This is a genomic window from Candidatus Thiodiazotropha sp. AKAK2, from assembly GCF_058244685.1.
In genome coordinates, this window is record NZ_JBSYOP010000038.1 from 159475 (window position 1) to 172922 (window position 13448).

Below are 13448 nucleotides of genomic sequence, written 5' to 3' on the forward strand. Positions count from 1 at the left end.
TAGAGTCTATTTCAGAGGGTCACCTTGTTATGGTGATCAGAAGGATAAGATCGCACCGACAAGAGTTCTCACAGGTATTGTCAAACAGACGGATGCAAGCACCAGACATATGTTACAAAAGATCAATGCACTGTCTGATTGAAAGACTCCGTTTACTCCGATTAAACACTGGTGTCTCTGTATAGGAAGGGAGTCTGATGAATTCAGCATTTCTTGCAATCCCAATCCTCATATCCGGCTGCTCAGAGTCAGTCGATGTTGAGTACTTTAGCTACCAGGATTGCCGTAAAAAAATGACAGCAGAGTATATCGATCAGGGAGTCGATCCAGTTGCTGCAAATATGAAATCCAAAGCCTATTGCAAAGAACAACAGGCAGACAGACGGTAACCCGACAGCCACAAAGCAACCGATGCTTCTGATCAGATCTCTGCAGAGCAACCTTCCACCCGGCACAGGATATCTGTCCCGGGTTTCAACAGTCCCATCCAGGATTGATTTGTACAAAAGTTAGACAAATACGATTCACTCTGTAATTTAGCCTTAATATATATTTGTTTTTTGATATATATCATTTATAGTATATGCACCATGAAGAACATGAACACTGAATCTGTCATTAGCGCGTTATCCAACGCCACAAGGATGCGCTCTGTTCTTCTGCTGCTTGAACAGGATGAACTTTGTGTTTGCGAATTGAATGATGTGATTGGTGGAGCGCAACCCAACATTTCCAGAAACCTGGGGCTGTTGCGCGACTCAGGACTGGTCATTGATCGACGAGAGGGACAGTGGATCTACTATCGCATCAATTCTGAACTACCTGAGTGGGTAAGCGGAATCCTGCAGGCCGCTAAAACGGGTGCCATTGGTCATGAACCCTATAAATCCGATCTGATCAAGCTGAAGGAAGTAGCCAATGGCACAGAATCGAAATGCCGCACCTGAACTAGGGCCTAAAGGATCCTGCCGGTGTTGAAGGTAGTGAGATTGAGAAGAAAGCAGCCTTTGTCAAAGCCTTCAATGAACTGCAAAACAGGATTTCAATCTTTGTAAACCTGCCAATAGCCTCACTGGACAAACTAAAGCTTCAGGAACAACTTGATCTGATTGGCAATAGCACACCTAAAACATCCAAAGACACTGCAGCGTGACATCCGTTAAGTACAAATGAACCGAGAACAGAAATGACAGCCCAATGTGAAGTTACCGCCAAACGTGTGACAGGCAGTGAGATGGGGATTTTTGAGCGTTACCTGACTGTCTGGGTAGGGCTGTGCATCGTCGCCGGCATCATACTTGGAAACTATTTTCCCGAGCAGTTTCAGATGATTGGAAAAATGGAGTTTTCCCACGTCAATATTCCGGTTGCGATATTGATCTGGTTGATGATCATACCGATGCTGATCAAAGTGGATTTCACCTCACTGCACCATGTCAGAGAGCACTGGAAAGGTATCGGTGTAACACTTTTTATCAATTGGGCGGTGAAACCATTTTCCATGGCCTTGCTTGGCTGGGTTTTCATTCATAACCTGTTTGCAGCCTATCTGCCGGCTGACCAGCTCGACAGTTATATCGCCGGCCTGATTCTGTTGGCGGCAGCACCTTGTACGGCTATGGTTTTTGTCTGGAGTCGACTATCCGGAGGCGATGCAAATTTCACCCTGAGTCAGGTTGCTCTGAATGACACCATTATGATTTTTGCCTTTGCACCCGTAGTCGGCCTATTACTGGGTCTATCCGCGATCACCGTTCCCTGGGACACATTGCTACTCTCGGTAGTGCTTTATATCGTTCTACCTGTTGCTTTGGGGCAGGTCTGGAGAAAGCGGTTACTCGCTTCCGGCGGTGAGAGTCTGCTCCAGAGAAGACTTGATTCCCTGCATATACCATCATTGACTGCCCTGCTGGCAACTCTGGTTCTGCTTTTCGGTTTTCAGGGAGAACAGATACTCTCTCAACCATTGATCATAGTTCTACTGGCTATCCCGATCTTGATTCAGGTCTATTTCAACTCAGGATTAGCCTATTTGCTCAATAAAAAGCTTGGTGTTGCCCATTGTGTTGCTGCACCTTCCGCCCTGATCGGGGCAAGTAACTTTTTTGAGTTGGCAGTTGCCACTGCGATTGTTCTTTTCGGCTTTGATTCAGGCGCCGCGCTTGCAACGGTGGTAGGTGTTTTAGTTGAGGTTCCCGTGATGCTTTCAGTCGTAAGAATCGTCAACAGCACTAGAGGCTGGTATGAGGCCTGATGGCCCCGACTAAAACTTAATAAAGGTAGTCCCTGTTGAGCCTGCCTGCAGACTCGGCTATAAAAACCGGTCTGCAGGCAGGCCCACTGGGGTTGCAAGTGAACCAGTCGTCGACCGGATCAGACCCTGTCCAACGACAATTCAAAACTCTCCGATCATCGCATCCATTGACGGATCGATCATCCACAATGCGATATCCTTACCAAGCGCTTTTACACAACGATCCAGAATTTTACAGGTACCTTTGTAGGCACCGAAGAAACCGCCACCGGATGTACGGCGTCCGTTAAAACTGCCGATTTTTTTGCCGTTCTCAAACAGTTCACCTTTAACAGCAACAAACTTTGCGCCGCTCCAGGCCCCGCCGCCGGCACCAACCACATTGCTGAACTCAACATTCAGCACCCTGCCCTTGGCTTTTTTGCTGACCGCACCATCTTTCAGATTGACGGCAATATCAGTTTCAGCGGCGAAGGTTCTAATATAAGCGGGTAGTTTGGTATCCAGGGTACACTCTGCCTTAACCTTCTCGGGCACATTGGAGTTCTTACCATAGTTGATCCGCTTGGTAACACTCACAGCAGGCCCACCAGAGGCAGTGATCACCTCTGTCTGCTGTTTTGTGCTTGAGACCGGTTTTGTACCACCTGTGGTACCACCACAGCCACTCATCGCAATAATCAACATAATTCCAATAGATACAACTTGATACATTCGATTCATCCTATTCTTCCTGTTATTAACGTACATACGAAGCTCCAAGTGTAAACTAGGAAACTCCTGCTTGCAGAGTCACATCGATGACGAAGCTATCAATCCTCAGGCTTTGCGGAGTTTTTAGCGAAAATTTGCAGTGATTGGTGTCCATTCGTCTTTACACCATCTGCAACAGCAGATCTGAATCACCTGAATTTATTTCGCACAGTCATGGGCACTCACCAGTTTGACAAAAAGTGAGCTAAACCATCAGCGAGATGAATTGTGAATCGATCAGGGATTGACTAACCCTGATTTTCGATATCAATCCCCATATTCGATGCCCGTTTCTTCCATAACCGCCTGGCGAGTTTGCGCATATCCTCGATCTTGTCACCTTCATCAACGATCTCTATGCCAAGTAGAGTCTCGACAATATCCTCCAAGGTGAGAATACCTTCCATACTGCCATATTCATCCACCACCAGCATGATATGGCTGCGCTTCTCCATGAAGGTTTCGAAGCTTGCCTGAAGGGAACTGCTGTTGGGTACGGCAGTGATCTCTCTTCGATAGACGGTTAACGGGTTGTCAGAATTGCCACGGGCATGGGAAAGCAGCAGGTCGCTGCGCAGCACGAACCCGGTAACATGGTCACGGTTATCCTTGTAGACCGGAATCCGCGAGAAGCGGCTGCTGTTGTGCTGCTCAAGATAGTCACTGACCGACATATCCTCGTCCAATGAAAAGACCACTGTCCGCGGGGTCATTACATCACTCACCCGGGTCTCCCTTAACAGCAGCAGATTTTTCAGAATCAGGGATTCATGCTGTTCCAGTTTGCCCTCGTCGGCACCGGCCTGAGCCATGGCGGCAAACTCATCCCTTCTGAACTGTCCATGGCTGTGACCACCGGAAAGCAGCTTGGTCAGTATCGCGGACATCCAGATGAAGGGATAGAGTATCCAGATCAGGAATTGCAGCACATAGGCGGTAATCGGCGCCAGTTGGCGCCAGTAGTGGGCACCGAGAGTCTTCGGAATGATCTCGGAGAAAATCAGAATCATCAGGGTCAATACCGCTGAGGCAACCCCCACATAGGCGTTGCCGAATACCACCGCAGCCTGAGCACCGGCACCGGCGGCACCGATGGTATGGGCGGTGGTGTTGAGGGTCAGTATCGCAGCCAAGGGATCATTGATGTTCTGCTTCATCTTGCGCAGTAGATAGGAGGCATTATGCCCCTCCTTCTCCAGCACAGAAATATAAGGGTGTGTGACACTCAGAATCACCGCCTCGGCAACCGAGCAGAGAAAGGAAAAACCCAAGGCTATGGAGACATAGACAATCAGCAAAACCATACAGACACCATCGTTTGGTTGGATGTTGAATGCAGGTTATACCGTGATCCGACGGGGAATTCACTAGGCAACTTATGAATAAATCCGGGCCGAATGGATTAACGATTAAAAAACCCGACTCAAGTCGCCTGATGGTCAAGCACCACGATACCGTCTTCATCCGCATAGAGCCACTCACCGGGCTTGAAGCTTACCCCCGCAAAATAGACCTCACCGCCCACTTCTCCAACACCCTTTTTGACACTTTTACGGGGATTGGTGGCGAGTGCCATAACCCCCAGGGGCATCTCACCGATTTCCGCCGCATCTCGAATGCAGCCATTCATAATGATCCCTGCCCATCCGTTATCCACCGCCAATTGAGCCAGGATGTCTCCCAACATAGCACAACGCAGTGAGCCTCCGGCATCCACCACCAGCACCCTTCCCTGCCCCGCCTGATCCAACTGCTCCCGGACCAGGGAGTTGTCTTCAAAGCATTTCAGGGTTGCGATAGGACCGCTGAAGGCATGTTGTCCTCCATAGTGGCGAAATCCGGGATAGCAGATCTGTAGTGACTCTTCATGTATGTCATAGAGATCAGCTGTCTTCAGGGTGCTTTCAGTGGTAGTCATCTCCGCTCTCCAATCTGATTTTTTGTTGTGTTATATCAAGTTATAGCACTTACTCATGTCCAACAACGCCAGCCCGAACACCCCTGTCTGAACAGAAAAAAAAGCCGTGCCAGGAGGCACGGCCGAAGGGCAGAAAACTGGGTAGCGGTGTGAAGGCAGCGGCTGAATGGATGATTCAGCGCTGGATCACACGCTGGGAAGACTACATGCTTGCCGCACTGTCGAATTGCTCTTCTTCAGTGGAACCGGTCAAAGCGGTCACGGATGAGGCACCACCCTGAATCACGGTGGTGACATCGTCGAAGTAACCGGCGCCGACTTCCTGCTGGTGAGAAACAAAGGTGTAGCCTTTGTCGCGGGCTTCGAATTCAGGCTCCTGAACCTTCTCGACATAGTGCTTCATGCCTTCACCGCGGGCATAGTCATAGGCCAGGTCGAACATGTTGAACCACATATTGTGGATACCCGCCAGGGTAATGAACTGGTATTTGTAACCCATGTCGGAAAGCTCATCCTGGAATTTCGCAATGGTGCTATCGTCCAGGTTTTTCTTCCAGTTGAAAGATGGTGAGCAATTATAAGCCAGCAGCTTGTTTGGATTTTCAGCCAGTACCGCCTGAGCAAATTCACGGGCAAAGCCCAGATCCGGTGTACCGGTTTCACACCACACCAGATCCGCATAAGGTGCATAGGCAACTCCGCGGGAGATGGCCTGTTCCAGACCATTCTTGACCCGGTAGAAACCCTCGGCAGTACGCTCACCGGTGAGGAAGGGCTGATCGTTGGCGTCTACATCGGAGGTCAACAGATTGGCCGCCTCAGAATCGGTTCTGGCCAGTACCAGGGTGGGCACATCCATCACATCCGCTGCCAGACGGGCGGCGATCAGTTTCTGCACCGCTTCCTGAGTCGGCACCAGCACCTTGCCACCCATGTGACCACACTTCTTCACCGCTGCCAGCTGATCTTCAAAGTGAACTCCGGCAGCACCGGCGGAGATCATGTTTTTCATCAGTTCGAAGGCGTTGAGTACACCACCGAAACCGGCTTCCGCATCGGCCACGATGGGAAGAAAATAGTCCACATGACCTTCATCACCCGGATTGATATCTCTTGACCACTGGATCTCGTCAGCACGCTTGAAGGCACTGTTGATACGACGCACCATGGTCGGCACCGAATCATAGGCGTAGAGAGACTGATCGGGATACATGGTTTCGGAAGTATTACCGTCGGCGGCAACCTGCCAGCCCGACAGATAGATCGCCTCGATACCGGCCTTCGCCTGCTGCATCGCCTGACCACCGGTGATGGCGCCCATGCAGTTCACATAGCCTTTCTTGGCATCGCCGCGAACCAGGTCCCAGAGTTTTTCGGCGCCTTTCCGTGCATAGGTGTATTCGGGTTGAACCGAGCCGCGCAGGCGGACTACATCCTCAGCGCTGTAACCGCGTTTGACGTCTGTCCAACGGGGATTTTCTGCCCAATCCTTGTTCAACGCTTCGATCTGTTCTTTACGTGTCATTTGTCTCATCTCCAGTCATGTCTCGATATTGTTTTGGTGGTATCGCTACGACCAATCAAGTAAGTTGCTCGTAAGCCGGTAAGGTGAGGAACTCCTCAAACTCATCGTTGGCAACGATCTGTTTCAACAGCTCAGCTGCCTGCTCAAAATTGCCCGACTCATAGGCCAGCTCTCCGAACTCCTGCCTGATCTCATGTAGTTCGTCTTTAACGGCCTGCTCAAAAAACTGATAGGTAACCTTGCGGCCATCACTCAGAACGCCTTTTGGATAGCGGATCCACTGCCAAATCTGAGATCTGGCAATTTCAGCCGTGGCGGCGTCTTCCATCAGGTGGTGAATCGGTACAGCACCACGACCACCGATCCAAGCGGCGGTATAGCGCAATGCGGCACTGACGTTGTTGCGTAATCCGGCTTCGGTGATTTCACCTTCAGGCACTGCCAGCAGATTGGCCGCCTTGACTGACAGCGACTCGTCGAAACGATCGAGCTGATTGGCCTCAGGCATGTGGTGATTGAAAATCCCCATCGCCACAGGCACCAGTCCGGGATGCGCTACCCAGGTACCGTCATGGCCGTCTGTGGCCTCCCGCTCCTTATCCTGTCTGACCTTCTCTTTGGCCGCCGCATCCGCTTGCGGATCGTCGCGAATCGGGATCTGTGCCGCCATACCGCCCATCGCGTGGGCGCCACGACGATGGCAGGTATTGATCAGCAGCTTCGAATAGGCTCTGAGAAAAGGCACAGTCATGGTGACCTGGCTGCGGTCCGGCAGGACGAATTCCGGATGGGCGTGAAAACGTTTGATGAAGCTGAAGATATAGTCCCAGCGGCCACAATTGAGACCGCAGATGTAGTCTCTCAACTCATAGAGGATCTCATCCATCTCGAACACAGCGGTGATGGTTTCGATCAGTACGGTACAGCGAATGGTGCCCTGATCGAGACCGAGTTCCTGCTCCGCCCAGGCGAAGACATCACGCCACAGGCGAGCCTCGAGGTAACTCTCCATCTTCGGCAGGTAGAAATAGGGACCACTGCCCATCTCCAGCAGGGTTTTGGCGTTATGGAACAGATAGAGCCCGAAATCGAAAAAGGCGCCACTGATGCGGCGGCCATCCACACTCATGTGTTTCTCTTCCAGATGCCAGCCACGGGGACGCACAATCAGGGTGGCGAGTTGATCATCCAGTTGGTACTGCTTGCCTTCCGGACTGGTGAAACTGAGTGTGCGGTTTACCGCCTCACGCAGATTGATCTGCCCTTCCACGGTGGTATTCCAGTGAGGCGAGTGGGCATCCTCAAGATCCGCCATAAAACACTTTGCCCCGGAGTTCAGGGCGTTGATCAACATCTTGCGATCAACCGGGCCGGTAATCTCCACCCGTCGATCCTGCAGATCCTTTGGTGCCGGGCGAACCTTCCATTCAGACTGCCGGATCCCGCTGGTCCCTTCCAGAAAATCGGGCAGTTGACCCTGGTTGAGCTGTTGCTGGCGTCGCGAACGGCTCTTCAACAGCTCACGTCTGGTATCGCCAAACAGACGCTCCAGCTCAGCAACGAAGTGAAGTGCCTCCGGTGACAGTATCTCCTGATACTCCGACTTCATCTCGCCGGTGATTCTGACCTCTTGTGTCTGATGCCAGAGGTTTGATGTGGTACTCGACATAATTTTCAATCTCCTCATATTCTTCGCCGCGCACTTGGTTGGTGCGGTCGTAACGGCTGAAAAATCACACTGCCATTCTCTGAGGCGTGTTCAATTTTTTGTGCACTGCGTTAAAGCATAGTGAAAAGGTCAACATTATTTTCAAAAAAATCTCAATAGTTAGCTTTGACAAAAAAAATAGTGCACTGCAATAAAAATCTGCTAAACCTTACTTAATCACTCAGATATAACGACCCAACGAAAAACGACGCACCAAAACAATGCAGAATCAGCCTCAACAGATCGCCCGCTCGATCCTGACTGGATTTGAGAGACACTTCTCCTTTTTTCAGGAGATCAGCAGTGCGGCCCGCCAACGCTTTGAACATGCGGACTGGCAGGCCGTGCGTGAGGCATCGGCAAAGCGCATCAACTTCTATGATCTACGAGTCAAAGAGGCGATCGAACGACTCAAATCCAGTTTCGATATTGAGGTGCTGGATGAGAGGCTGTGGCAGGAAGTGAAACAGATCTACAGCAAACTGCTGCGTACCCACAGCCGTCCTGAGCTGGCTGAAACTTTTTACAATTCAGTGTTTTGCAGGCTCTTTGACAGGCGTTACTACGATAACGACAAGATCTTCATCGAATCCCAGGTGGATCGTCAGGGCCTCTCCGAACGCTATCAGGTCTACATGTCTTTCCATCTGGATGAGGGGGATCTGCAGGGCTGTATCTGGGACATGCTCTCCGCCTTCTACTTCTCCCTGCCCTACGAGAACATCGACAGGGACTGCAAACTGCTGACCGACTCGCTGATTGAGCAGGCCGGATTCGATCGCCTGCCCAAAGATCTGCGCTTCGATATCCTGGAATCCCCTTTCTATCGCAACAAGGCGGCCTACCTGATCGGCAGAATGGTCTATGGGGATAAAATCCGTCCGTTCATCATCCCACTGATCAACAATGAGGAGGGTGGGCTCTTCGTCGATGCCCTGTTGATCCGCGGCCGACATGTGGAAGCCCTGTTCAGCTTTGCCCGGGCCTACTTCATGGCCAAGACCCCGGTCCCCACCGCCACAGTCGCTTTTTTGAAAAGCATCATGCCCGACAAAACCCTGTCTGAGCTCTACATGAGCATTGGGTTACATAAACAGGCGAAAAATGAGTTCTATCGGGATCTGCTCAACCATCTCGACGACAGTACGGATAAATTCGTGCTTGCCGCTGGCACACCCGGGCTCGTGATGCAGGTGTTTACCCTGCCATCCTTTCCCTATGTATTCAAAGTGATACGCGACCAATTTCCACCACAGAAAGAGGTTACGCACAAGCTGATCAAAGAGCGTTATCTGCAGGTCAAGAAACATGACCGTATCGGACGTATGGCTGACACCCTCGATTTCGCCGAAGTGGCACTGCCGCTGGATCGGATTGAACCAAAGCTACTCCAGGAGCTGCAGAACACCATCGCCAATCAACTCGAAATCGACGATGACAAACTGGTGATCAAGCACCTCTATATCGAACGCCGCATGACACCTCTCAATCTCTATCTGCAAGAGACTGATGACGAGATGGCGCGTGAGATTCTCGGCGACTGGGGGCTGGCGCTGAAACAGCTGATGGGCGTGAACATCTTTCCCGGTGACCTGTTGTTCAAAAATTTTGGGGTTAACGACCAGCGTAAAGTGGTGTTCTACGACTATGATGAGATCTGTTATCTCAGTGAATGTAACTTCCGCAGAATCCCGCCGCCAAGAAGCTCGCTCGATCTGTTCAGAGATGAGCCCTGGTATAGTGTCAATCCCAATGACATCTTTCCGGAAGAGTTCATCACTTTCATCAGCACCGATCCGAAAATCCGCAAAATGCTGATGGAACTGCATCCGGATCTGTTTGATATCAGTAGCTGGCAGAATGCCCAGGAGAGCCTGGCAGCCGGTCAACAGGCGGATGTCTTCCCCTATCCGCAGAAGTTGAGATTTTCCCGCAAACTCCAGAGTGCCAAGGTGTCGGCTCAGCTGTTAGCGGCGGCCGCTGTGGTTTGAAGCGAAGATAAGGGTCAGGATGACCGAGAAACCAGGCGTCTCAGAATGTGCTGTTGCTAATCCTGACTGGAGTGCTCCATCAGTTCGTTCAACATCAGCAACAACTCATCACGATGAGATTCAAAAATCTCGATTTCACTAAAGAAATCCTTCACCTCGATACCGCTTTTATGCTTAACAAGCTGCTCGGCAGAGTCATGAATCGCATTATGTAAAGTGCTGATCTTCCGTAACATTGGAGAATCGGCCAATCGGCTATCGACCTGCCCGTCCAGCCATTGGCCAAATCGACACTGATGTTTATCGAGCACCGGTGGGGCCATCTTCTCGCCCTGGATATATTGCAACAGATGGGCAATCCAGGCCCGATGCTCAACCGCAGCAAACAGCAGCGGTTGATCATCCCGGCTGAGTCGGGCTGTTTCGCTCCAAAGATGATCGGGCTGCCAATCACTTAACCACGGCAGGACCTCTTCGGATGGCATGGGTCGGGCAATCGCATACCCCTGCCCAAGCTGGCATCCCAGTTTCAGCAGCATCTCACCATGGGCCAGGGTTTCAACTCCCTCGGCAATGGCGTTGCGACTGAACGCGGATGCCAAACCGAGCACCCCTTCCAGTATCGCTAGATCATCCGGGTCATCCAGCATGTCCCGCACAAAACTCTGATCGATCTTGAGCAGCCCTGCGGGCAGTCGCTTCAGATAGGTCAGTGAGGAGTAACCGGTTCCAAAATCATCCAGGGCAAAGCCAACCCCCAGATTCCGACACTCGCGAATGATTTCAGAGACCTGATCGATCTCGTCCAATGCACTGGTTTCGAGCACCTCCAGTTCCAGATCACCAGGCTTTACATTGGGATGCTTTGCCAGCAGATAACGCAGGCGGGTGACAAAATTGGGTTGCTGAAGATGCATCGCATCGATATTTACACTGATCTGCAACGGCACCCCGGCCCGTCGCCACTCTGCGATCTGTCCGAGCGCGGTATCCAGCACCCACTCACCCAACTGCACAGAGAACGGATGCTGCTCTATGACAGACATAAAAGCACCGGGTAACAGCAACCCTCGCTGTGGATGCTGCCAACGAATCAGTGCCTCCATACCCAAGATGTCACCACTCTGCATATTCACCTTGGGTTGATAGTGGAGCACCATCTCACCACTTTTCAGGGCAATACGGATCCGCTCCAGACTTTCGTGGTAGCCACGAACCGTCCGGTCATGTTCAGCATCGAAGATATGGTAGCGATTCTTTCCCGCCTGCTTGGCCTGATACATGGCCTGGTCCGCCTGACGCAGCAGTTGATCCGCATCGAGCACTTCTGCCTGAGGAAAAAAGGTAACACCGAGGCTGGCCGAGACTTTCAACTCCATACCTTTGGTATGTATCGGTTCGGCTGCCGATGCCATCAGCCGCTCGATGATATTGACGCTCGCGGCATGATCAGCAAGATCCATCAACACAGCGACAAACTCATCCCCTCCCAGGCGTGACAGGGTATCGCCCTCGCGTAAGGCATGCTTCATTCGCTCCGCAAGCTGAATCAGAAACAGATCCCCCACATCGTGGCCATGCGCATCATTGATCTGCTTGAAACCATCCAGATCCAGATAGACGATACCCACCAGTGTGTTGCGACGCTGCGCCTGAAGCATCGCCTGATAGAGTCGATCAGCCAGCAAAACCCGGTTCGGCAACCCGGTAAGCACATCGTAGTGGGCGATACGTTCCAGTTTCCTCTGCTGCTCTTTCAGCGGCGTTATGTCGGAGAAGAGTCCCACGTAGTATTTAAGACTGCCCTGCTCGTCATAGACATTGCTGACGGTGAGCATTTCAGCGTAGACCTCACCGCTTTTTCGCCGGTTCCAGATCTCTCCCGACCAATGTCCGTGCTTCAGCAATTCCTGCCACATGTCGGCGTAGAAGGCGCTATCGTGACGTCCGGAAGCCAGCAATCTGGGATTCTTCCCCAGCACCTCCTTCCGGCTGTAATCGGTGATACGACTGAACGCACTGTTGACATCCAGAATGGTGCCGTCAGGATCGGTTATCATGATGCCCTCACGGGCTGAGTCGAAAACGCTGGCGGCCTGACGCAATTGATCTTCGGTCTTTCTACGCTCTGTAATATCGTGCCCAATGCCCAGGATTCCGATCAGGCTCGCCTGTTCGTCAAACATCGGTGTCTTGGTGGTCTCCAGCAGCTCACGATGACCATCTGCAAAAGTGACCCACTCTTCATGGACCTTCGGACCACCCTGTTCAATAACTTTCTGATCATGCTCTCGATAAGATGCCGCCTTATCCGCCGACATGAAATCGACATCTGATTTCCCCAGAATTTCATCCTCAACGGCACCCAAATAACCCTCAAATCTAGGATTACAGGCCAGATAGGTCCCATCAGGATCTTTCAACCAGATCAGATCGGGCAAGGTCTGTATCAGAACTTTGAGAAAACCGCTCTGTCGCAGCAGTTTTGTCTCCAGTTGTTTCTGCTGCGCCAGCTCCTGCATCAGTCGCAGTGTGTTGCTGGAGAGAATCCCGTAGCTGACTAGGATGATATCGATCATCTTGCGGGTAAACCCGCTCATCTCTTTCAGTGCATATTGCTTGGCCTCTTCCAGCGCAAGCCCCTGGCGCAGGCCTAAAATGATGTAGGAGAGATGTCGATCGGACTCAAGTATGTGGGAAGCCAGCCAGCGAACCAGAAATTCCAGGGTCTTTTCAGCGGTCTGATGTTCGGATCCCTGCTCTGTCTGACTGATCAACGCCTGCAACTGATCGATAAAGGCCTGATGGGAATCCCGATGACTCGCCTCCAATGACTCATCCGGCAGATATTTACGCCAGATGGCCTCTTCTGTCTCGAAGTGGTAGACCGTGTACTCCAACAGCCCATCAAATACCTTGCTGAGGTCGATCTGATCCGATTCGAATGCAAACTGGGATGCCAGCTCGTTCAACAGCCGCACCAATTGACGATGCTGCTCATCGACCGTGGGAAGACCGGTGTTGAAATTATCGTCCCAGGGGAAGATGTCGATACGTTTCATTGAAGAGGATCGCTTTAATCATTTTTTATTCGAATAAAGGGTGAAATATCACCCGAAAATCAGCGATCCAATGCTGTTACACCACATGAATTTTGTTCCGCTGGAACTCAATATCATCAGTTGATGATATAACATGATTTTCGAAGGAACAAAGGGAATTGTTGATGATGCATGCGATATGTTGTTGTTCCGCTTGGGTAGATTACCCTTGCCAGCAAGTCACAATTCGATCAAGGA

At 51.3% G+C, this 13448-nt stretch carries 9 protein-coding genes; 3 read left to right on the plus strand and 6 right to left on the minus strand.

All coding sequences use genetic code 11. The features are described 5' to 3' along the window. The first annotated feature begins 590 nt into the window (after positions 1-590). Together AC4IE8_RS20795 and arsB are read left to right on the plus strand one after the other, a co-directional pair. Complete coding sequence (locus tag AC4IE8_RS20795) at positions 591-947, plus strand: metalloregulator ArsR/SmtB family transcription factor (protein WP_083226097.1); 357 nt, start codon at positions 591-593, stop codon at positions 945-947. Positions 948-1186: 239 nt separating this feature from the next. Then, complete coding sequence (arsB, locus tag AC4IE8_RS20800) at positions 1187-2254, plus strand: ACR3 family arsenite efflux transporter (protein ID WP_068992323.1); 1068 nt, start codon at positions 1187-1189, stop codon at positions 2252-2254. 141 nt (positions 2255-2395) lie between these two features. Here arsB and AC4IE8_RS20805 read toward each other — a convergent pair whose 3' ends face one another. From AC4IE8_RS20805 to aceB, 5 genes are all read right to left on the minus strand, one after another. Continuing rightward, a complete protein-coding gene (locus AC4IE8_RS20805) occupies positions 2396-2968 on the minus strand; it encodes a hypothetical protein (protein ID WP_490791941.1) in 573 nt (190 codons plus the stop codon). A 287-nt stretch (positions 2969-3255) separates the two neighbouring features. Further along, on the minus strand, positions 3256-4311 hold the full coding sequence (locus AC4IE8_RS20810; protein WP_068992326.1) for a CNNM domain-containing protein: 1056 nt from the start codon (positions 4309-4311) through the stop codon (positions 3256-3258). Positions 4312-4430: 119 nt separating this feature from the next. Then, entirely contained in the window at positions 4431-4925 is a 495-nt protein-coding gene (gene rraA, locus AC4IE8_RS20815) for a ribonuclease E activity regulator RraA (protein WP_068992328.1), read from the minus strand. A 202-nt stretch (positions 4926-5127) separates the two neighbouring features. Beyond that, a complete protein-coding gene (gene aceA / locus AC4IE8_RS20820) occupies positions 5128-6450 on the minus strand; it encodes an isocitrate lyase (RefSeq protein ID WP_068992331.1) in 1323 nt (440 codons plus the stop codon). A 55-nt stretch (positions 6451-6505) separates the two neighbouring features. Then, complete coding sequence (gene aceB / locus AC4IE8_RS20825) at positions 6506-8119, minus strand: malate synthase A (protein WP_068992333.1); 1614 nt, start codon at positions 8117-8119, stop codon at positions 6506-6508. A gap of 260 nt (positions 8120-8379) precedes the next feature. On the opposite strand from aceB, the gene aceK reads away from it, so the two are divergent. Next, the gene (gene aceK, locus AC4IE8_RS20830; protein ID WP_068992334.1) at positions 8380-10149 is read left to right on the plus strand and encodes a bifunctional isocitrate dehydrogenase kinase/phosphatase; all 1770 of its coding nucleotides are present in this window, start codon (positions 8380-8382) and stop codon (positions 10147-10149) included. 56 nt (positions 10150-10205) lie between these two features. Here the strand turns inward: aceK and AC4IE8_RS20835 are convergent, their stop codons facing one another. Further along, positions 10206-13211 carry a bacteriohemerythrin gene (locus tag AC4IE8_RS20835; RefSeq protein WP_490791942.1) on the minus strand — a complete coding sequence of 1002 codons (3006 nt, stop codon included), beginning with the start codon at positions 13209-13211 and terminating at the stop codon, positions 10206-10208. Positions 13212-13448 lie beyond the last annotated feature (237 nt).

Excerpts from the sequence above, each read along its gene's own strand:
- AC4IE8_RS20795 (WP_083226097.1), top strand. The coding sequence starts at position 591 with ATGAAGAACATGAACACTGAATCTGTCATTAGCGCGTTATCCAACGCC.
- arsB (WP_068992323.1), top strand. The coding sequence starts at position 1,187 with ATGACAGCCCAATGTGAAGTTACCGCCAAACGTGTGACAGGCAGTGAG.
- AC4IE8_RS20805 (WP_490791941.1), bottom strand. The coding sequence starts at position 2,968 with ATGTATCAAGTTGTATCTATTGGAATTATGTTGATTATTGCGATGAGT.
- AC4IE8_RS20810 (WP_068992326.1), bottom strand. The coding sequence starts at position 4,311 with ATGGTTTTGCTGATTGTCTATGTCTCCATAGCCTTGGGTTTTTCCTTT.
- rraA (WP_068992328.1), bottom strand. The coding sequence starts at position 4,925 with ATGACTACCACTGAAAGCACCCTGAAGACAGCTGATCTCTATGACATA.
- aceA (WP_068992331.1), bottom strand. The coding sequence starts at position 6,450 with ATGACACGTAAAGAACAGATCGAAGCGTTGAACAAGGATTGGGCAGAA.
- aceB (WP_068992333.1), bottom strand. The coding sequence starts at position 8,119 with ATGTCGAGTACCACATCAAACCTCTGGCATCAGACACAAGAGGTCAGA.
- aceK (WP_068992334.1), top strand. The coding sequence starts at position 8,380 with ATGCAGAATCAGCCTCAACAGATCGCCCGCTCGATCCTGACTGGATTT.
- AC4IE8_RS20835 (WP_490791942.1), bottom strand. The coding sequence starts at position 13,211 with ATGAAACGTATCGACATCTTCCCCTGGGACGATAATTTCAACACCGGT.